Genomic DNA, 20,800 nt, shown 5'->3' on the forward strand with positions numbered 1-20,800 from the left:
TGGAAGTCCTCTCTCCTCTCTACAGCCGACCTTATGCGGCTTTCGACCACCTTCGCCTTCGGGTCACAAACGGACGTGAAGCTTGTTTATTTGGGTGTAGGGAAAGTTGCAGTAGGGTATCCCCTGACGGCTTGGCATCATCAGCAATTGATCCGGGAGATTTACCCGTGAACCTCGATCGTTACATGAAACCAACTGCCATGACCGACCCCGGGCGTTACGCTGCTCTTTTTGACGATTTACCATGCGACGTCGGCGCACTCGCGCGGACCGTTCAGGGGCTGCTGATTCACCAGCATATTGCCGCTGCTTACGGCGTGACGCTTAGCCCCGACCGCCAAGCTCAATCGCATGTTCGCCGTGTCGAGACGATTCTGGATGACATCGTTGCGCATGACGGTCGACCGATTTCCATCGCACGCGCGACGAGTGACCGACAGGTAGGTGTCTGTCGGCACTTCGCGCTGCTTCACGTGGCCATGTTACGTACGCAAGATATTCCGGCGCGCGCCCGCTGTGGCTTCGGCGCCTATTTCGAAGAACGGAAATATCTCGATCATTGGGTGACTGAATACTGGAACGAACAAAGGAAATGCTGGATACTATTTGACTGCCAGATCGATGATCGTCAACGCGAGCTGTTCGGCATCGAGTTCGATACAGCGGATATCTCAAGAGATCAGTTCGTGGTTGCGGGTGACGCTTGGTCGCTCTGCCGTAGTGGAAAGGCCGATCCAAGTAAATTCGGCATTCTTAACATGCGCGGTCTCTGGTTTATCGCAGGAAATATCATCCGCGACGTTGCTGCGTTGAACAACCGTGAGATGCTGCCATGGGACGTTTGGGGAGCAATGCGTCCCCGGGACAGCGAGCTGGATCTCGCCTTTTTCGACCAGCTGGCCGTTGTCAGCCGCGAGCCTGACTCTAACGTCAACGAACTCACAACGCTCTACAGTGACGAGCGGGTTAACGTACCAGGCACGGTGTTCAACGCCGGGCTCAGTTGCCAGCAGGAACCATAGGAGCCGCCGCCGCCAGGCGCGGCGTGAAGGCACCGCGCCAACGCGCGGCCGGATGACGCTCGTCGAGCCGGTCGTGCCCGAACAGCTTTTTGCGCAAGCTTCCATTTGCATATTCGCGCTTGGCAAGGCCGCGACGCTGCAGTTCTGGAAGCAGATGCGCGTTGAACTCCTGATAGGAGCCCGGGATCGTCCAGTTGATCAGGTTGACGCCGTCGATGCCGGCCCCCTGCCATTCGGTCAGCGCATCCGCAATCTGCTCCGGCGTTCCGACCAGCCGCGGGTGGCGTTGCGCCACGAGGCGGCCGAGATCGCCGACCGTCGGCTCGCGGCCGGGCTCGCGCTTGCGCAGCCATTCGATGTGGCTGCGGCCACCATTGGTCTCGATATCCCTCAGCAGCGTCTCCGGCGGATACGGCCGGCCGTCGTCCTGGGAGACGCCGAGATTGGAATGGGCGAGGAAGCCGTCGATGCTGACATAGCTGTCGAGCTCGGCCTCCTTCCGCTTCGCCTCCTCCTCGGTGCTGCCGATCACGAAAGCGAAGCCCTGGAAAAACTTGATGTCGTCACGCCGTCGTCCGGCGCGTTCGGCAAGGTCGCGCGTCTCCGTGATGAGTTCGGCGGCGGTGCGCGGGTTCGGCGTCGAGATGAATTGCGCTTCGGCATTGCGGGCTGCGAAGGCCCGGCCGGCCGTCGACGATCCCGCCTGGAACAGCAGCGGTGTGCGCTGAGGCGAAGGCGACGGCAGGTGCGGCCCATCCACCCGGTAGCGCTTACCGACGTGATTGATCCGGTGAATCCGGTTGGCATCGGAGAAGATGCCGCGCTTTCGATCCTTGAGCAGCGCTCCGTCGTCCCACGAGCCCTCCCACAGCTTGAAAACGACCTCGAGATATTCGTCCGCCCACTCGTACCGCTCGTCATGCGCTGTCAGCCGGTCGAGCCCGAAATTGCGGGCGGCGCTCTCCTGGGTCGAGGTGACGATGTTCCAGGCCACGCGGCCCTTGCTGATATGGTCGAGCGTCGAGGCGCGCCGCGCGAATTCGAACGGGTGGGCTTGCAGGACCGAACTCGTGAAGGCGAGCCCGAGATGCTCGGTATTGACGGCGAGCGCCGAGAGCAGCACCGACGGATCGTTGGTCGGGATCTGAAGGCCTTCGCGCGCATTGACCGTGTAGTCCCCGCCGACTGGTCCATAGACCCCGACGACGTCTGCGAAGAAGATCGCGTCGAACAGCCCGGCCTCCAGCGTCCTGGCAAGATCGATCCAGACGTTGACGTCTTCGAAATCCGCCTGCCGTGCATCAGGATGACGCCATAATCCATGTTGGATGTGCGAAACCGTGTTCATGACAAAAGCATTGAAATGCAGTGCACTCATGCGGAACTCCCCTCGACGCGGATGGACGACCCCCTCGCGGCCTCGCCGCGTACAAGACGCGGGACGGAAGCGACCAGGCGCTTGGTGTATTCGGCGCGCGGACTGAGGAATATCTCGTCCGCCTCGCCGCTTTCGACGACGCGGCCCTGGTTCATCACGAGCACGCGATCGCTGATGTGGTGCACGACACCGAGGTCATGCGAAATGAAGAGATAACTGACGCCGAGCGCCGCCTTGAGGTCACCGAGCAGATCGAGCACCTGCGCCTGGATCGATACGTCGAGTGCGGATACCGGCTCGTCGCAGACGATCACACGCGGCCGCGGCGCCACGGCGCGCGCGATCGCCAGTCGCTGGCGCTGGCCTCCGGACAGTTCGAGCGGCCGCCGGTGCGCGAGCGAAGCCGGAAAGCCCACCAGCCCAAACAGCTCGGCAATGCGGCCACGCCGGTCGGGCTCGTCGTCCGGCAGCGCGTCGTCCACGATCTGCGTGACAGTCCAGCGCGGATCGAACGAACTCAGCGGATCCTGGTAAACGATCGAGATGGCGCGCCGCCTGTTGCGGCGTCTGGTCTCCGGCGATGCGCTCCAACTCTCGCCGAGCAATTCGATCGACCCTTCGTCCGGCGTCTCCAGCGCCATCGCAAGGCGCGCCACCGTCGACTTTCCGGAGCCGGACTCGCCGACAATGCCGAGCGTCTCGCCGCGGCGCAATTCGAAGGAGACGCCATCGACGGCCGTATGCAGGGCTCCCTCCGGTCCCCTAAAACGCTTCACCAGGCCATCGGCCCGCAGCAGGATCTCAGGTCCTGGTCCATCACCGGCACCATGGTCCACGTGGCTCGGGCTGAAGCGCGGCGTGGATGATGGAGCGAGGCGGCTGCCGCGTGAATGGGCCGACGGAATGGCGTCGATCAGCCGGCGGGTGTATTCGTGACGTGGATCACCGAAGATCTGCGCTGCGGGACCGCGCTCGACGACTTCGCCATCGCGCATGACCAGAACTTCGTCGGCCATCCGCGAGACCACGGCGAGGTCGTGGCTGATCAGGATCAGCGCCTTGCCGCGCGCGCGGGTTTCCTCGAGCAGGGCCAAGACTTGCGCCTGGATGGTCACGTCGAGCGCGGTGGTCGGCTCGTCGGCAATCAGGAGCCGCGGATCGAGCGAAAGCGCGGATGCGATCAGGGCGCGCTGGCGCTGACCGCCGGAGAGCTGCTGCGGCAGTTGGCGCGCCTTCAACTCCGGATCCGGGACGCCGACGAGCTTGAGCAGATCGACGACGCGGCGCACGCGCTCCGCGCGCGAACGCAGCTCGCCATGCAGGCGCAGGCCTTCGGCGATCTCCGCGCCCACCGGGCGCAGCGGATCGAGCGACACTAGCGCATCCTGGAGCACGAAGCCGATGTCCTTCCCCCGGAAGGCCCGCCACGCCCGGTTGCTCAGGCGGCCGAGTTCACGGCCGGCAAAAGCCAGGCGGTCGGCGTGCAGGATCGCACCGGGCCCCGGCAGGCCGACCAGGCTGCGCGCGGTCACGCTCTTGCCCGAGCCGGACTCGCCGACGATGGCAAGACAACGGCCCTGCTCGAGCTTGAACGAGACACCCTTCACGGCATCAACCTGATGCGGCCCGCGACCGAACGATACTTTGAGGTTCTCGACTTCGAGCAACGGCACGGCGGCCGAACTCACGGAACCATCGGCGGAGACGAACGCGGCCGGCGCGGGGATGATCGTCACAGTGCCCTCGCCCGTCCTTCGAGGCGCTGCTGGAGGTAACGGCCGATCGTCGTGACCGATAGTGCGAAAGCGATAATCGCGAGGCCCGGCATTACTTCGAGCCACCACGCACGCGTGACATATTGACGGCCGGCATCGAGTAGCGCGCCCCATTCCGGGGATGGCGGTGCGACGCCGAGCCCGAGGAAGGCAAGACTGGAGGCCCATACGATCGACTGGCCCAAACCAAGCGTGATCATCGCGACCAGCGGCCGCATGGCGTTCGGAAAGATGTGACGGCGCACGATACGCCAATAAGGATGGCCGAGCGCACGCGCCGCTTCGACATAGCCTGCGTGCTTTACGGTGAGGAATTGGCCGCGGATCATGCGGGCATAGCCGGGTGCGGTGCCGACACCAACCGCAATGATGAGCGTCGTCGTTGTCGCCTCGAACACCGTGATCAGCAGCAGGCCGAGGAACAGATTGGGAAAGGCGAACAGCACTTCGAGGAAGCGACTGATCGCGCCGTCCACGGCGCCGCCGGCGAGCCCTGCCGAGACACCGAAGATGAGCGCGAGGGTCATGCTCAGCGTCGTGGCGCCGACGCCGATGGCGAGCGATTGGCGCGTGCCCTCGATAACCCGCGAGTAGAGGTCGCGGCCAGACTGGTCGGTGCCGAACAAATGTGCGAGCGAGGGCGACTGCAGCGTCGCGTCGAGATCGGTACGGAACGGCGCATGGGTCTGAAGCAGCGTCGGCGTTAACGCCGCAAGGACGTAAAGAAGGATGATCGCGGCCGCCAGATACACGCCGGCGGGAACGCTGCGGGCAAGCACGACGGCATTGGCAATGCCGCGCCATAGCTGGGACGGCAGAAAGGCGCGATCGGAAATAAAGTCACTCGTGCTGGTCATGTCGCCTTCAGCCGCGGATCGATGATGGGATAGGCAAGGTCGACGAGCTGGTTGGCGATGATGTACATGCCTGCCGACGCCACGATGATCCCGGTGACGAGCGGCACGTCCCGGGCTGAGGTCGCCGACACCAGCAATCCACCGAGACCTGGCCTTGCGAACACCGTCTCGATCACGGCTGCTCCCGAGAACAGCGCGCCGAGCGCCCAGCCCGACAATGTGACGCCCGGCAGCACTGCATGGCGCAGCGCGTGAAACAATCTGACGCCGAGATCGCTCATGCCGCGCATCCGCGCCGACGTGACGAAGGGCTGGTCGAGCACACGCGAAAACTCCTCCCGGATGATCTGCCCGATGAAACCGGAGAGCGGAATGGCGAGCGCAAGCGCCGGGAGCACAAGGCCGATCGGTCCGGTGCCGCTTTCGACCGGCAACCACCGCAGTTTCAAGGCAAACACCACGAGGAGGATCGTGCCGATCCAATAGGGAGGCGACACGGCGGCCGCGACCTGAAAGGACGTAACCGCGCGCGAGACCGGATCGCGCCGGCCGGCGGTCGGCACCGTCAGAAAGATTGCGATGATCCAGGCCAGGGCAAGGGCCGACAGTGTGAGCTCGACCGTCGGCGGGACCTGTTCGATGATAATCGACAGGACCGGCCGATGCGTCTGATAGGACTCACCGAGATCGCCCTGCGCCAGACCGGCGAGATAGCGAAGATATTGCACGGCGACCGGTGCATCGAAGCCGTATTTCGCATTGACCTTCGCAAGCTCCGCCGCGGTCGGCTGGGTAAAGGTGCCGGCCGCGACGTTGAGAATGAGCTCGGCGCGATCACCGGGCAGCAGCGCCTGAATGCAGAAGGTGAAGCTTGCCACCGCCCAGAACACGGCGATGGCGCCCAGCAACCGTCGCGCCACGCGGCCGGGCCTGCTTCGCCAAGCGCTAACTATGCCGGCCTGGCGTCCGTGAACGATCGCGCTCATTTCTCGAAATGCGCGTCGTGAAAGACCGGCTCACTGACCGGGCTCGAAATCCAGACATCCTTCAGCTTGGGCTGGCTCGCGATCGACACCGTTAGGGGAAACAGCCCGACCACCGCGGCATTGTCCACGATGATGCGCTGGGCAGCTTCGTAGAGCGGAAGGCGCGTCTTGTCGTCAAAGGTCCGGTCCGCCTGCTCGACCAGCTTCCAGAGCTCCGGCGGCTGGAAGCGCGAGGCATTGTTGGCGTTGACGACGCCATCCTGATCCGGTCGCCAGGAGATCTTGAGGATCTCGGCCGAGGACGCCACCCAATAGGCCGGCTGCGCTTCGTAATCCTCGATGCCGCGCCCCTTGCCGGCGAACCAGTCCGCCTGCGGGATCGGCTTCAGCACGACATCGAAGCCGGCGCCACGCGCCTGATCCTGGAGAATCTGCAACACCACGATGCCATCGCTCGAGATCAGCGACCCGCCGGCATAGAGCAGCCGTACCGTCAGCCGCTTGCCGTCCTTGGTGCGGACACCGTCGCGGGTCCGCTCCGTCCAGCCGGCTTCGTCGAGCAGGCGATTGGCGGCATCGGGATCGTAGGGATAGGAGTTCGCGAGTTCCTTGAGATGCTCCGGCGTGCTGATGCTGAGCGCACCGTTGCCATTGAACGGGATCGAGCCGTGGAAGGCGACCTCGACAGCTTTGCCTCGCTCGGACACCTGCGCGAAGGCGCGTCGAACGCGGACATCGTCGAACGGCGGACGCGCTGTGTTGAGCTGGAGCCGCGTCGGTGTTCCGCCGGTGATGTCCTGGATTACAGTGAAGCGCTTCTGCGCCTCCCCCCAATCCACCGCCGGGATATCGTAGATCGCGTCGGACTCCCCATTGGCCAGCGAACCATAGCGGACGGTGTTGTCCTTCAGGAATTTCCAGACGATGCCGTCGACATAGGCCGGCCCCTGATGCTTCGCCGTGGCCGGCGCGGAATTGTAGTTTGGGTTGCGCTTGAGGATCACGTTCTGGCCGCGGTTCCAGGCCTCGACGTAGAACGGGCCCGAGCCGACCGGTTTTTCGCACAACGCCTGCGGCCCGAGCTCGAGCGCGGTCGGCGACAGGATGCCGAAGAAATAGGTCGACAGCACGGTAAGGAACGGCTGGTAGGGACGGCTCAGCTCGATCTTAAGCGTCAGTGGCTCCGACGCGGTGACGCTGCGGATATATTCACCGATGTAGAGTTTGCCATTGCGGTTGACCTTATCGGGATCATTCGACAGCCAGCGGTCGAAATTATAGACGATTGCCTTGGCATCGAGGACGGTGCCGTCATGGAAGGCCACGCCAGGCTTGATCTTGAAGACGTAGGTGAGATTGTCCTCCGAGATCGACCAATCCGTCGCGAGCCACGGCACGATGCGACCATCATGCGCGCGCGCCACCAGATTGTCGGCATATTGTCGTTGGATGTAGCCGGCCTGCACCCAGCCGGCGTAGAGGCAGCCCGGTTCCTGATAGTGGCCGTAGCGGATGGTGCCACCACGCTTTTCATCCTCGGCTGCATGCGCTGGAGCCATTGCTCCGCAGATAGCGACGGCAACGGCCATGCCGAGCCCGGCGACGCGCACGCGCCACGTCCGCACGCCGATCGGCGATGCAGAAACATAAGCGAACGACTTCATTCAACAACGCTCCAAAAACCAGGGAATTCACCGACGCACGACTGCGCTCGCAGTTGGCACCGCAGCTCTCGTGGCTGCCACCTAGAACACGCCGTCATATTCCAGCGTGACGCGATGAATGCGGCGCGGCGCCTTGCCATAATCTCGCACCGCGTAATGCTGGACCTGCCTGTTGTCCCAGATGGCGACGTCACCCTCCTGCCACTCGAAGCGGGCCTGAATTTCGGGCGTCTTGATCAGGTCGTAGAGATAATTCAGCAGGCTCTGGCTTGCGGTCTTGGACACGCCGAGCAGATGACTGGTGTGCGCCTCGTTGACGAAGACCAGCTTGCGGCCGGTCTCGGGATGCGTCTTGACGACGGGCACCTCGATCGGCGGAAACCTCGAATTTGGCCTCGTGGACTCGCGCCAACCCCTCCTCGGCCGTCTCCCGATGTCCTGCGGCATAGCCCGAGAGGAGATCCGACAACGCCGCCTTCTTCGGTGAAGCCACGAAGGTATTGACCGCGGTCAGCTTCTCGAAATAGCGGGCGAGATCGGGATCAAGCAGATCATAGGCCGCGGACGACGAGGCCCAGATCGTATCTCCGCCACCACCGGCGGGAACCTGCTTGATATGCAGCACCGTGGCCTTGGGTGGCTCGCGCTGCCAGGAGACGTCAACATGCCAATTGTCGGTGCCGCCCGATTTCGTATGCTCGTCGTGGGCGATCACCTCGATCTCGGGAAACGCGCTCACCGACGGGAGGTAGATGTTCTTGCGGATCGGCTTGCCGAAGATGCTGGCGAGTTCGACATGCTGGGCATCGTTCAAGGCCTGATTGCGGATAAAGATGACGCCGTGCTCGACCAGGGCCCGGTTCAGATCCTCCCTGTTGCGATCGCTGAGCGGTTTCGTCAGATCCACATTCTCGATCACTGCGCCGATCAGCGGCTTGTAAGGACGGACGGACAAATTCTGATGTGACTTTGCCGTCTCAGCAACCGACTGTTCCAACACAACGGCCATCCCCGCGATCCTTCCATCATTCTGCAACGTGCGTGAAATCGTCGAGCCGCATAGACGTCAAGTCAAGCTTACTCCAAAAATAAGTAAACTCTCGTCGCGCAGCGTCGATCAGCATCCGATCCGTATTTTGCGAAGCGAAGGATACGAACGCTTTGTCCTACGGAGCGTTCGTGGTGCATGCAGCTGTTGAACGGGGCGCGAGCATCGCCGGCGCCGAGCGACATCGATCACAACGTCTCGGGTCCACCAACGATTGAATGCTCGCGTCGCCGACGAATCGGACGCCGGAAAATCCCTTGCACCAATGACACTCAACTCGACGGGGATCTTCTGCCCAGTCTCATTTTGAAAGGTCAAACCACGCAATCTGGTGCGTTTGTCGATCGTCGGCCTGATGGGCGCCAACGGCACGGGCAAGACACAGCTCGTCGAGCGACTGCGGGCGCCCCCTTCCGGGTTGGATCCGGGTATAACGGGGCGACCACCTCAAGCTCGGCTTTTTTTCTGGCCTTGGTTGCGGAGCTGACCGCTCACCGTACGGCGGCTCATCAACCAACTGGCGTTAAAAAGATCGGCGAGGTCCAAATCCGCGACTGGTCGCGCTGTCGCGCGGTGATGAACAGGGGATGCTCAACGCCTTTCACGAGACCAAGCGACGACAGATCGATCTCGCCGCCGGCATCGCGCGGGAGTGCGCGATCGGTGATGCGCTCGACGGCCACCTCGAGCTCGACCCCGCTGAGCGTAGACGTGCGGCCGCCTTCGACAAGTTCGGCGCCAGTGACCTTCAGGCCGAACCGCGGAGCGTGGACATGGGGCGACGGATTCAGCGCGTCTCCGACTTTCACATAGCCGGTTATGGTTCCGCGCACCTCGATCTCGACGCCCCCAAGGCTGGACAGCGTCAGCTCGATGGCATCCGTGTCCCCGTGGGTCGCCGTGGTGAACCCCACGGTTGTCACGTCCTTGCGCCAGGCACGCTGCTCGGGATGGTCGAAGCCGACGCCGCGAACATCCAAAATCGCAGCGCCGGTCACCGTGATCTCGCCTACCCAATTGGCAGCGCGATAGCGGTCCTTGATGCGCGCGCCGGCAAGACGCACCCTCACCGTCCGTTCGGAGAGCCCGACGTCCGCGTTCAAATCGCGAGACCAGAGCAAGCGATCCGCATCGAACAGCTGGATCTGTTCCCAGCCCTGATCGCCCAGCAGCCGGTAGATCAGAGGCTCGCTCAATTTGCCGGAGACGACCTCGCCCATCCAGGATGCACCGAACCTGAGACTCGCAAAACTGCGCTCGCCCGTGGTTGCGAAGGTGCGCCGTGCCCGGAGTGCGCGGGCGACGCTCGCGCGATCTAGGCTGTCGGCGAGAACACCGGTCAATCCGCCGCGCGAGCCGAACACGGCCGTGGCCGGCGCACCACCGCCGCAGCGTCCCTGATGTTCATCACCCGCAGCGGACGCGCCGACACGATAGCCGCGTGACAGGGCGTCGGTGTAGAACCAGTGGAACTGCCCCCAGGACGAGCCCACCTCGACGAGACGTTCCAGTTCAGGCTGATGCCAGTCGAGGATGCAGCGCCGTCCGCCCACGTGCGGGATCAGGAGATGGTTTTCCGGATCGTCTGCATAGGCGGCATAGAGCTCGTCGACCGGCCAGACTCCGGGGCGGATGGCCCCGGCAGTCAACTCGTTCCATTCGAATGAGCGCACTGAACGGCCCTCCGCGTCGAACGGAAAGCGCGGCTTGCCTTCGCCCAGAAACACGACGTTGCGATCGCCCCCGGCGCTGGAATTGCCGCACCATTCCGTTCCGGGATAGCAGACGAACCGGCCCGGTTCGTTCAGTCCGGCGATGATCTCGACCGCCCGCTCCCAGTCCGCCTGCTTGATGTTGAAGTCGTTGACCGTATAGCCGAGGATATCGAGGGCTGCGACATCGCGGCCATAGGCGAGATTGTAGAACGTATCGTTGGTGCCCACGGTGTCGTGGGAATGCACATGGAGATCTGCGTAGAGTGGACGCTGCGCCTGTGCGAGCGGCTCAACCTGCACAAAGCCAACCGCGGGCGTGGCGATCCCTTCGACCAGGACTTCGAACCGCCACTCGCCTTCGTACTCCAATCGCACATTGCGGACGCGCGCGACGCTCCATCCGTCGCGTGAGAACTCAAGCGGTTGCGATTGCATGCCCCCGGCGAGGTCGATGAGGTGCAACTCGCCGCGCGGTGCCTGGTCGCGGCAGACGTTGCCCCACACATCCTCCAGACGAACCACGACGTCGAACGCAGACAGTGGTGCCACCAGCCGCGGCACCACAAGCGCCGACGCCAACGGCGCCCCGGGCACAATGTCGAGAATGCAATCGCCGGGCACCTCGGCGAATTTCGAACTGCCGAGAGGATCGATGAACATGCGGAAGCGGAAGTTCTTCTCGACAAAGCTCTGCACGCGGGTGCCACCGCCGCCCTGGCGGCGGTCCCCCAACCGGATCACGATGCGGTCGCCGGGATTGAGATAGCCATCGATGACGTCGATGATGATGGCTTTCTGGAACGGGCGCTCGTGCCCTTTCTGGTCGAAGCGCACCTTAAGCCCCTGTACCGTCGACGGGCTTTGCCCAGGCCGCAGCGGTCCGGCGTGATACTCGGCGGAAACGTAGTTGGCCCCGGACGGATCGGAGGTCTGGAACAGTGCCCAGTCGGAATAGAACTTGAAGGCAAGCTTCAGCCAGGCACCATCGGCAAGGCCAACCGCGCCGACCTCGTAGACCAGTTCGAGCTCGGTCCATTCGCCGGCAACAAGCTGCTTGCGGCTGCAACTCACCCGTCCGAGGAACGGCAGCGCCTTGTTCTGCTCATACAGGCCCTGCGGAGCGATATAGGTCCCGGCGCGGGCGCGCGGATCAGTCTGTGCGGTCATGCGATACTCTCAATGGAACATGTTCGGAGGTCAGGACGTGCGCCAGGCCTGGTAGTGACGCTCTAGTCGGCGAAACACGATCGTTTCGGCCAGCCACGCAATCAGGCCAATCAGTGCGATACCGAGCAGCACCTGGCTGGCATTGCCGACCTGGCCACCCATGGCGACCATCCAGCCGATCCCCTGCGACGCGCCGATCATCTCTGCGGCGACGAGCGCACGCCAGGCCTGACTAAAGCCGATGCGCAGGGCTGCCGTCACGAATGGAAGCGACGCCGGCAGATAGACGTGACGCAACAATTGCACTCGGTTCGCGCCGAGCGTGCGCGCCGCGCGAACCTGGCCGCCGACGATGCCGAGCACGCCCTCCTGGATGGTGACAGCCATCGGAAACACGGACGCGATGAAGATGACCACTGCAATAGCGAAATAGCCGAGCCCGAAGAAGATCAGGCAGAGCGGAGCCCATGCGATCGGTGGAATGGCCATAAACAGGCCGACCAGGGGTGAAGCGAAGGCTCGAAAACGCTCGGACAGTCCGCCCGCGGTCCCGATCGCCAACGCGACGACGACCGCGGCGCCGAAACCGCCGACCTCGCGCAGGAGACTTGCGCCGATCTGACGGCCGAGATCACCGCTTCGGATCCAGCGCAGCGCCTCGGCCGCGACCTCCCATGGCTGCGGCAGCACGTAAGGCGGCAGGCGACTCGCCGCGATGCACCAGACCAGCAGCAGGGCCGGCAGCGAGGCCCAACTCCACGATGGTTTCGGCAGGCTCATCGACGACGTCAATTCTGCTCGACCGCGCGTTTCCACGGGCCGTCGTCAACGATCTGCTCGACCTTCAGCGGTCGCGTGAGAAAGCCGAGGTCACGCGAATAGTCCATCAGGCGCTGGATAAAGGCGCGGTCCGATGCGGTCAGCTCATCGGACCAACCCAGACGCTTGCGCGCTTCGGCCACGACCGCTTCCGGCGGAATCGTCTTGCCATCCTGCGTCGTCACCACCTCGAGCTTGAATTCGCGGGCGATGATCTGGTCCGCCTCGGCAGGATGATCGCGCAGAAAGGCGATCGCCCGGCGATGCGCGCGCAACAGCTTCACCAGGTCGTCGGGGCGGTCCTTGAGCGACTTGATCGGCGCCATCACGACGTACCATGGATAGCCTGGAATGGCGGCGTTGACGTCGAACACAAGGCGGCTACTGCCACGAAGCAGCGCCTGGCTGACGAAAGGCTCCCAGGAGAACACCGCATCCACCGTGCCGGTGTCGAGCGCGGCATTCATGTTGCCGACCGGCAGTTGCGACAGCGACAGGTCGGTTTCCGGATCGAGAGCCGCAGCATCTTTCAGCACGTAGCCACGCAGCAGCACGTCCATGCCGCTGCCGCGCGCGACGCCGGCGAGCCTCCGGCCGCGCAGGTCGCTCAGGTCTGCGATCGGCCCGCTTGCTTTGGCGACGATTGCAGCCTGACCGTAATTGACTTTCGCCAGGATGCGGCTGTCGAGGCCACGGGAGAACCACTGATAGACCGGCGGCGCGCCGATATAGCCAACGTCGAGATCGCCGCTCGCCATCGCCTGCTGGATCACCGGACCATCGCCGAACGGCTTCAGTTCGACCTTCAGGCCTTCCTGCGCGAAAAATCCCTTCTGGTCCGCGATCAGCGCCGGCGCGTTGGCCATCGCCGCAACCCATCCGATGCGCAGCGGGGCCGGCGGACTCTGCGCCGACAACGGGCCGCTCACCGCGGACATCGCGATCATCGTACACAACAGATATCTGATCATCGAACTGACTCTATTTTGGGAGCAAGGGGCGGTCTCGACCGCGCCTCCATGACGCCGGCGATCCGCTGCAGGAGAACATCGCAAAACTCCGCAAACCGAGGCAGCGTGCGGATGCCACGCCGCTCGCGCGGCCGTGGCAGATCGACGACGATTTCACTGTCGATGCCATCGGGAGGAAAGCCGAGTACGATCACGCGATCAGCGAGAAAGACCGCCTCCTCCACGTCATGGGTGATGAAGAGGACGGTCTGGCCGAGCGTCGACCACAGCCGCAGTAGTTCCTCGTTCATGGCACCGCGTGTGATCGCGTCGAGCGCTGCGAACGGCTCGTCCATCAGTAGCAGCCTCGGCTCGAGCACGAGGGCTCGAGCCAGAGCCACGCGCTGCTGCATGCCGCCCGAGAGCCGATTCGGCAGTTCGTCGGCCACATCGGAGAGGCCGACCAAATCGAGATACTGGAGCGCCTTGCGTTTCTGCTCGTCGCGATCAAGCCGCCCCGCCATGCGAAGGCCGAACCGGACGTTCTCATGTACGCTCAGCCACGGAAAGAGGTTCGGCGCCTGAAACACGTAACCAAGCTCATCGAGCTCAGGCCTCACCGCGCGTCCATCGATGGTCACGACGCCGGCGTTGGGGGCGAGGAAGCCTGAGAGCAGGTTGAGCAAGGTGGTCTTGCCGCAGCCCGACGGGCCCAGCAACGCCACGAACTCGCCGGGCGCCGCCTTCAACGAGACGTTCCGGAAGATGTCCTGCCCCGGCCGATAAGCGAACTGCATCCCGTCGACGACGAAAGACGCGCCGCGACGCGCGGCCGGAGCGGCGATGCCCCGCACCGGGGCCTGGGGTCTGGTCTGTAAAGCGAGCATGTAATACATTATGATACAAGTTCGCACCGCCGCAACTGAGCACGCCCCAAGACCCCGAAAACAAAAGATCCGCCCCTCTCGTGATCCGGAATGAGAACAGAATGTCTCTCGTGAGAGAAAATGCGACAGCTCTTTACCAGCAGATTGCGGACCGGTTACGTCGTGAGATCGCCGATGGGCGGTTCGAGCCTTCCGGCCGCCTACCCTCCGAAGCCGAGATCGGAGCACGGTTCGACGTCAGTCGGGTCACCGTCCGCCTCGCTCTCGAGGAGCTCGACAGGGACGGCCTGATCGACCGGAAGAAGGGGAAAGGCACCTTCGTCGCAGGCAAGCAGGTGCGGCATGAACTGAATGTGCTGCGCAGCTTTCACGAGACGCTGCGCCGACAGGGATTGAACGCCACCATGCGCGTCACGGCTCTGCGCGTGGTGGCAACGCCCGCGGGCCTGCGGCCGCTGTTCGGGAGCGCGCGCCGGGAATGCCTGCTGCTTCAGCGGCTGCATCTCATCGACGGCGAACCGATTGCCCTCGGCCGCAGTTATCTACGAACGGACAAGTCAGACTTGAAGCGCGCTGATATCGAACGGACGCCGACTTATTCGGTGGTCGCGGCCATTGCCGGCACGCCTGTCATTCAGGCGAGGATGGAGCTGGGTGCGCAGATCGCCGGCGAGGAGCTCGCAAAAGCGCTGAACACCGAAGCAGGCGCCGCGCTGTTGACCATGGAGCGCACCTCGTATTTCAGGGACGGCGCATGTGCAGAGCACTCGACCTTTTTCATCCGGCCGGAGCGCTACAAGTTCGTGTTGAACGGGATCTTCAGCGAGACGGCATGAGACATCGCTGGGCCGGCGCGACGTACTACGGAGCGCCGGCACCTTCCACATCTGTGCCGCTTGCTGGCAGTTAAATCCCCGATTTCGGCATTTTATGGAATAGCCAGGTAGCGACGATTGCCGGCAAATGGTGCCGAGACGGCGCCGATCCGGCGGTCTTGTCGGGATCGTGCGACAGAGCATGCAACGTTGATGTATCAGCCGAGGGAGTACCATGCCGCACGATCCCATTATCGAAGCGACCGAACTATCGTCTCTTGAGGCATTCCGTCTTCTCGACGTGCGCGAACCTACGGCCTTCGCGGCCAGTCATCCCGCGAGAGCGGCCCGGGTGCCGATCGAGGTTTGGGAGGCCGCGGCGAGGTCGGGCGAGACCTCCTTCGAGAATGTCGATTATTGGGAGCGCGCGATTGCGGCGCTCGGCGTCAACGCTCGCCAGCCCACCATTGTCTACGATGATGGACGCATGACGGAGGCCGCACGCGTTTGGTTCATCCTGCAATATTTCGGAGCCGACACACTAATCCTGAACGGCGGATGGCCCGGGATCCGGGAGCAGGAAGACCTGCTGACGGCGGCGGTCGAACCGTCGGTTTCGACGACCTTTCGGGCCCGTCCAGGGTCAGGATCGGTTGGGCTCGTCGATCGACAAGCTCTCAAAGCCCAGCTGGATGGCGTTCGGATCTTGGACGCCCGAACCGCAGATGAATTCACCGGCACGGATCTTCGCCGTAATGCGCGCGGCGGCCATCTGCCCGGTGCACAGCTCCTTCCGCATGCGAGCCTGCTCGACAACAGTCGCCTGAGGCATGCGGACGAACTTCGCGGTCTTCTAGCTGAGGCGGGCTTTCAGCCCGGTGATCATGTGGTCACCCATTGCGATGGCGGCGGCCGCGCCGCCCTCGCTGCCGCGGCCGCAGCGCGGGCCGGATATGACAATGTCCGAGCTTACTATCTCAGCTTCGCCGACTGGGCAAAGGACGAGAGCTGTCTCATCGCTCCAGATTAGCCCGGATATCCGCGCTCTGGAGCCCGAGCGCAAACCCGGGAGCCGCAGTAACCGACGCCGTCGTGAAACCAAAGAGCTTCCCTCTTCTCGTGCCGGGTTCCATGCAATCACTTTCCAAAGCAGAACTTTCAGCGTTTCGCAGCGTTCGTTTCGTCCTGACCGATATGGACGAAACTCTCACCTTCGGGGGACGCCTTGCGGCCCAAACCTATTCGGCGCTCGAGCGGTTGCAACAGGCCGGAGTGCGCGTCATTCCCGTCACCGCCGCCCCGGCAGGCTGGTGCGATCAGATGGCACGGATGTGGCCCATCGACGGCGTCATTGGCGAGAATGGAGGATTCTTCTTCCGGCGCCGCGATCATGACGAAGGACTGGAGCGCAGCTTCTGGCATCCGGTGGAGCATCTGCAATCAGTTGCGGATCGGCTCGCCGAAATCGGCACGCAAGTTCACGCGGCCGTTTCCGGCGCAACCCTTGCAGAAGACCAGCCGTTTCGCCTGACAAGTGTAGCATTCGTCCAGCCCGACAGCTCGGCCACACGCGAGGCCATTGTTGCCGCCTTGCGCGACGCTGGCGCCGACGTCACTGTGAACAATCTCTGGGTGCTCGGCTGGCTCGGAGGTTACGACAAGCTCTTGATGACCAGACGCGTGCTGGCAGAGGTCTACGGCATCGACATCACCCGCGAACCCGACGACGTTCTCTATATCGGAGACTCTACCAACGATGCACCGATGTTCGATTTCTTCCGCCATACTGTGGGCGTCAGCACGGTGGTGCGTTACCTCAAGGACATTCCGACGCCTCCAGCCTGGATTACAGACGGGCCAGGCGGTGCAGGCTTCGTCGAGATGGTGAACGCGGTGATTGCAGCGCGAGACGGCGTATAGGTCTACCGCAGCAAGAGCTGGCACCGCTCAGGCGCAATTCGATCGCGAGCGTCCGGCCCCAGTACTGGACGCCACTTCTGCACCAATCTAGGGCAGAGCACTGACGGACGTATGTCGTCCAGCACTGCGTTCTTCTGGGTCGCGCCTCTTTCGAATTTTTGCCTACCGCATGTTCAAAATAGAAAATTGACCCTCAGGATGAACACGCAATAGCGTGCATTGGATAATGCCCCTCTCTCCCGGACGATTTCGACCTTCATGACTCATGCCTCTCTCCATCGCGCGTCGCCTGTCACGATCGATTGGCTTTCGGCCGCCGAACGGGTGGCGGGGCGTCTACGTGAAACCGCCGTCGCGCGCGAACAAGCTGCGGCACCGCCGCGCGCCGAGCTGTCCTGGCTGCGGGACGCCGGCCTTTTGACTCTGCTGAACCCGGCAGACGCCGGTGGCGGCGGCGCCACCTTCACGGATGCCTTTCGGGTGGCCCGCGTGCTTGCACGCGCCGATACGTCGATCGCGCAGATCCTGAGCTATCACTACCTTCTCTCGCACAGCGCATTCTGGCGTTCCACTACGGAGCAACGCAATCGGCTGGTCCGACAATCCGTTGCGCAGCAATGGTTCTGGGGCGGCGCATCGAATCCCCGCGACGCTCTCACGGTGCTCACCGTCGATGGCGATGGCTTCCGCCTGAATGGGCGCAAGACCTTTGCGTCGAATGCGTCGCTGGCCGACCGGATCACGCTCCGTGCAGCATTCGGCGAGGCGATCGTCCTGATCGCTTTACCCGGTCAAAGCGAAGGAATCGTACACGGCAACGACTGGGACGCATTCGGTCAGAGATTGACTGAAAGCGGCAGCATCGAATTTCGCAACGTCCGCGTCGATCGCGACGACATTCTGGGCACGTTCCCGCCAAAGTCGGACGAGCCATTGCCTGCGCTGGTCAATTTGGTGGTTCCGATCCATCAATTGTTGTTCGTGAACTTCTATCTGGGGACTGCCGAAGGCGCGCTTACGGAGGCCGCAGAATACGTGCGTACGCAGGGCAAGCCGTGGCAGACGTCCGGCGTGGAGCGTGCCAGCGACGATCCTTATGTCCTCGAGCTCTACGGCAATCTGCAATCCGACGTCCGCGCGAGCATCGCTCTGGCGGAACAGGCGGCCGGCGAAATCGAGAGCGCTCTTCTGCGTGGCGCGTCTCTGACATCGGCGCAACGCTCCGCGGCAGCTGCCGTCGTTTACGCCGCCAAGGTCAACAGCACGCGTGTCGCACTCGACGTCACCTCGCGCATCTTCGAACTGATGGGTGCACGATCGACTTCGGCTCGCTACGGTTTCGATCGCTTCTGGCGCAACGTCCGAACCCACACGCTGCACGATCCGGTCGCCTACAAGGCGCGGGAGGTTGGCAACTTCGCGATCAACGGAACGATCACCTCAGACCCGCTCTACACCTGACATTACGCAAACGCGACCTGCCAGACGGAGTGCGAAGGCCGCAGCCACTCAAGACAGACTTCCGGGAGGCGCAATTGTATCATCGCCTGCGTACTGTTGACGAGAACTCCGCCACGATTCACGCGATCTGGCGGTCCTTGCAGAGCGAGGCGACCGAACTGGCTCGCACCGAGCACGCTCTCTCGGTGCTCGTGGACAAGTATGTCTGTGCGCATGCCCGTTTCGAAGACGCCTTGACGGCTTGCATCGTCGGCAGCCTAGCCGATCCGCCTTTGCCGCCGACCTTCCTGTCAACCACAATTGCGCACATTGTTGAGCACGACGACGATATCGCCATGGCAGCCGCGCTCGATCTCGCCGCCATTGTCGAGCGCGACCCCGCCGCCGACGGGGTGTTGAGACCGTTTCTGTTCTATCCGGGATTTCGCGCTCTCCAGATCTATCGCGCAGCGCACCATCTCTGGGTCCACGGCAAGCGCGACATGGCGCTGCTGTTCCAGAGCATCGCATCAAGACGGTTTTCGATCGATATTCATCCGGCGGCCTCGATCGGAACGGGCATTTTCATCGACCATGGCTTCGGCGTGGTGATCGGAGAAACGGCCGTGCTCGAGAACAACATCTCGATGCTCCACGAGGTCACGATCGGTGGCACCGGCAAACGCGCCGGCCGGCGACACGCGCATATCCGCGAGGGCGTGCTCCTTGCCGCGGGTGCGACCATCCTGGGCGACATCGAAGTGGGTGCCGCCGCAAAGGTCGGGGCCGGCAGCCTGGTGATAAATTCGGTCGCGGCGCGGTCCACGGTTGTCGGCGTCCCCTCAATCGTGGTGGGATCGACCAGCGGCGATGTTCCAGCGTTCGCGATGGACCAGCGATTGCCGAGTTAGGCGAAATCTATGACAGTTCAACCGCTCGATACGATCAAGAGCTACCACGCTCATATCTATTTCGACGGCCCCGAACAGCGCCACGCCGCCGAAATCCTCCGCGAGGAGATTGCCCAGCGTTTCCCGGTTCTGCTCGGGCGCTGGCATGATCGGCTGGTCGGGCCGCATACCAGACCGATGTATCAGGTGGCGTTCGCGGTCGCCGAATTTCCCCGGTTTGTGCCATGGCTCATGATCAACCGGCGCGGCCTGGCCCTGCTCATCCATCCCGACACGGGACAACCGCGATCCGACCATTTGACCCATGCGATGTGGCTGGGCGAGATACTCGAGCTCAACGCTGAACCCTTATCGGAGCGGGCCGAGCCGATGTCGGAGATTACCCCGAACACACAGCCGACCATCGCCCCTTGATGGCCGCGGCCATGAGTAAGCTCCGCACCACGACGCGGAGTGTTCCGTCGATCAGCGCGTGGCTGCCGCAGAAGCCGGCGCCTGCTCGTTCTCCCACGGGAACGAAATGACGTTGCCGTAATACTTTTTCAGGATCTGCTTGACCTCGGGACTCGTCTGGTAAATCTCGATGAACTGCGCGATCCGCGGATCCTTGGCGCGGTCGGGACGAGTGACGAAGCGCAGCGCATAGAGATCGTTCGGCTTCTCCAGGACAATCGGAGTGTTGGGATCGAGGCCGCCCAGCTTGGCGAAAGCTGGATAAGTCACGGCCGCATCGACATCATCCAGCGCGCGGGAGATCTGCGGCCCATCGACCTGAACGATTTTAAGCTTCTTGGGATTCTCCACGATGTCAGCGATCGTGGCGCGGTAGCCGACATTCGGCTTGAGCTTGAGCTGACCGGCTTCCTGCAGCAGTGACAGGGCACGGCCCGTATTGATGACGTCGTTGGCGATGGCGATCGTCGCATTATCCTTCAGCTCGGCGAGGCTTTTGATCTTCTTGGAATAGATGCCGTTCGTGGTGGCATAGCCGAGACCGACCGGGACAAGATTGTAACGCCCTTTCGTGATCGAATCTTCGAGAAACGGCAGATGCTGAAAGTAATTCAGATCGAGATCGCCGTTGGAGACGGCGATGTTGGGCGTGGACCAGTCGCTAAACTCGATGATCTTGACGTCAAGCCCCTGCTCCTTCGCCTTGGCGACGACGATGTCGAGAGCCCCGTTCGTCGGCATTGTCGCGACCCCGACCGAAAGCGACGCTGCAAGCGTCCCGGTCGCGGCGAATCCAAGAACCGCGCACGCAAGCGTTGATCTACGAACGAGAGCGCGAGTATTGAGAGCGAAGGTCGATAAATTCATGATTAAGCCTGCCGTGCATATCTTAAGGAGAGGACGGCGATAATGAGGATGAATCCTGTCTTGCACAATGAAAGGCAAAACCAAAGTTCGACGCGCGCGCGAAAGAAACCGTTGACTGCAAGTGTC

18 protein-coding genes and 1 pseudogene are annotated in these 20,800 nt (G+C 62.9%); 7 read left to right on the top strand and 12 right to left on the bottom strand.

Annotated elements, in window-relative coordinates:
* Nucleotides 1–167 precede the first annotated feature (167 nt).
* Nucleotides 168–1,022, top strand: a complete 855-nt coding sequence (locus QCM77_RS09315; protein ID WP_279683001.1) for a transglutaminase-like domain-containing protein — start codon at nucleotides 168–170, stop codon at nucleotides 1,020–1,022.
* On the opposite strand, the gene QCM77_RS09320 is transcribed toward QCM77_RS09315, so the two are convergent.
* The 11 genes and pseudogenes from QCM77_RS09320 to QCM77_RS09370 all read right to left on the bottom strand — a co-directional run bounded on the left by QCM77_RS09320 (nucleotide 1,000) and on the right by QCM77_RS09370 (nucleotide 14,277).
* Nucleotides 1,000–2,400, bottom strand: coding sequence for an NtaA/DmoA family FMN-dependent monooxygenase (locus QCM77_RS09320; protein WP_279683002.1), 1,401 nt, complete (start codon nucleotides 2,398–2,400; stop codon nucleotides 1,000–1,002). The genes QCM77_RS09315 and QCM77_RS09320 overlap by 23 nt on opposite strands.
* Nucleotides 2,397–4,136, bottom strand: a complete 1,740-nt coding sequence (locus tag QCM77_RS09325) for a dipeptide ABC transporter ATP-binding protein (RefSeq protein WP_279683003.1) — start codon at nucleotides 4,134–4,136, stop codon at nucleotides 2,397–2,399. The genes QCM77_RS09320 and QCM77_RS09325 overlap by 4 nt, the downstream gene beginning before the upstream one ends.
* The gene (locus QCM77_RS09330; RefSeq protein ID WP_279683004.1) at nucleotides 4,133–5,032 is read right to left on the bottom strand and encodes an ABC transporter permease; all 900 of its coding nucleotides are present in this window, start codon (nucleotides 5,030–5,032) and stop codon (nucleotides 4,133–4,135) included. The genes QCM77_RS09325 and QCM77_RS09330 overlap by 4 nt, the downstream gene beginning before the upstream one ends.
* Complete coding sequence (locus QCM77_RS09335) at nucleotides 5,029–5,952, bottom strand: ABC transporter permease (protein ID WP_279683005.1); 924 nt, start codon at nucleotides 5,950–5,952, stop codon at nucleotides 5,029–5,031. Before QCM77_RS09335 ends, QCM77_RS09330 begins: the two co-directional genes overlap by 4 nt.
* 62 nt (nucleotides 5,953–6,014) lie before the next feature.
* Nucleotides 6,015–7,682 carry an ABC transporter substrate-binding protein gene (locus QCM77_RS09340; RefSeq protein ID WP_279683006.1) on the bottom strand — a complete coding sequence of 556 codons (1,668 nt, stop codon included), beginning with the start codon at nucleotides 7,680–7,682 and terminating at the stop codon, nucleotides 6,015–6,017.
* Nucleotides 7,683–7,763: 81 nt separating this feature from the next.
* On the bottom strand, nucleotides 7,764–8,129 hold the full coding sequence (locus QCM77_RS09345) for a TauD/TfdA dioxygenase family protein (protein ID WP_462804306.1): 366 nt from the start codon (nucleotides 8,127–8,129) through the stop codon (nucleotides 7,764–7,766).
* A gap of 58 nt (nucleotides 8,130–8,187) precedes the next feature.
* Nucleotides 8,188–8,691 (bottom strand): annotated as a pseudogene (locus tag QCM77_RS09350) (TauD/TfdA dioxygenase family protein); the annotation flags it as partial.
* 548 nt (nucleotides 8,692–9,239) lie between these two features.
* The gene (locus tag QCM77_RS09355) at nucleotides 9,240–11,612 is read right to left on the bottom strand and encodes a PHP domain-containing protein (protein ID WP_279683010.1); all 2,373 of its coding nucleotides are present in this window, start codon (nucleotides 11,610–11,612) and stop codon (nucleotides 9,240–9,242) included.
* A 30-nt stretch (nucleotides 11,613–11,642) separates the two neighbouring features.
* Nucleotides 11,643–12,392 carry an ABC transporter permease gene (locus QCM77_RS09360; RefSeq protein ID WP_279683011.1) on the bottom strand — a complete coding sequence of 250 codons (750 nt, stop codon included), beginning with the start codon at nucleotides 12,390–12,392 and terminating at the stop codon, nucleotides 11,643–11,645.
* An 8-nt stretch (nucleotides 12,393–12,400) separates the two neighbouring features.
* Complete coding sequence (locus QCM77_RS09365) at nucleotides 12,401–13,402, bottom strand: ABC transporter substrate-binding protein (protein WP_279683013.1); 1,002 nt, start codon at nucleotides 13,400–13,402, stop codon at nucleotides 12,401–12,403.
* Nucleotides 13,399–14,277 (bottom strand): ABC transporter ATP-binding protein, encoded by an 879-nt coding sequence (locus QCM77_RS09370; RefSeq protein WP_279683015.1) that lies wholly within the window; start codon nucleotides 14,275–14,277, stop codon nucleotides 13,399–13,401. Before QCM77_RS09370 ends, QCM77_RS09365 begins: the two co-directional genes overlap by 4 nt.
* Nucleotides 14,278–14,369: 92 nt before the next feature.
* Here QCM77_RS09370 and QCM77_RS09375 point away from each other — a divergent pair, with 92 nt between their 5' ends.
* The 6 genes from QCM77_RS09375 to QCM77_RS09400 all read left to right on the top strand — a co-directional run bounded on the left by QCM77_RS09375 (nucleotide 14,370) and on the right by QCM77_RS09400 (nucleotide 19,768).
* Nucleotides 14,370–15,104 carry a GntR family transcriptional regulator gene (locus QCM77_RS09375; RefSeq protein ID WP_279683017.1) on the top strand — a complete coding sequence of 245 codons (735 nt, stop codon included), beginning with the start codon at nucleotides 14,370–14,372 and terminating at the stop codon, nucleotides 15,102–15,104.
* Nucleotides 15,105–15,318: 214 nt separating this feature from the next.
* Entirely contained in the window at nucleotides 15,319–16,113 is a 795-nt protein-coding gene (locus tag QCM77_RS09380) for a sulfurtransferase (protein WP_279683019.1), read from the top strand.
* Between the two features lie 62 nt (nucleotides 16,114–16,175).
* Nucleotides 16,176–17,003 carry an HAD-IIB family hydrolase gene (locus QCM77_RS09385; protein ID WP_279683020.1) on the top strand — a complete coding sequence of 276 codons (828 nt, stop codon included), beginning with the start codon at nucleotides 16,176–16,178 and terminating at the stop codon, nucleotides 17,001–17,003.
* Nucleotides 17,004–17,261: 258 nt separating this feature from the next.
* Nucleotides 17,262–18,464 carry an acyl-CoA dehydrogenase family protein gene (locus QCM77_RS09390; RefSeq protein WP_279683022.1) on the top strand — a complete coding sequence of 401 codons (1,203 nt, stop codon included), beginning with the start codon at nucleotides 17,262–17,264 and terminating at the stop codon, nucleotides 18,462–18,464.
* A 74-nt stretch (nucleotides 18,465–18,538) separates the two neighbouring features.
* Complete coding sequence (gene epsC / locus QCM77_RS09395; protein WP_279683024.1) at nucleotides 18,539–19,354, top strand: serine O-acetyltransferase EpsC; 816 nt, start codon at nucleotides 18,539–18,541, stop codon at nucleotides 19,352–19,354.
* A 9-nt stretch (nucleotides 19,355–19,363) separates the two neighbouring features.
* Nucleotides 19,364–19,768 (top strand): DOPA 4,5-dioxygenase family protein, encoded by a 405-nt coding sequence (locus QCM77_RS09400; protein WP_279683026.1) that lies wholly within the window; start codon nucleotides 19,364–19,366, stop codon nucleotides 19,766–19,768.
* A 51-nt stretch (nucleotides 19,769–19,819) separates the two neighbouring features.
* Here QCM77_RS09400 and QCM77_RS09405 read toward each other — a convergent pair whose 3' ends face one another.
* The gene (locus QCM77_RS09405) at nucleotides 19,820–20,674 is read right to left on the bottom strand and encodes a MetQ/NlpA family ABC transporter substrate-binding protein (RefSeq protein ID WP_279683027.1); all 855 of its coding nucleotides are present in this window, start codon (nucleotides 20,672–20,674) and stop codon (nucleotides 19,820–19,822) included.
* Nucleotides 20,675–20,800: the final 126 nt, after the last annotated feature.

Origin of the sequence: Bradyrhizobium nivariense (genome assembly GCF_029846695.2) — a bacterium.
Taxonomy (GTDB): Bacteria; Pseudomonadota; Alphaproteobacteria; order Rhizobiales; family Xanthobacteraceae; genus Bradyrhizobium.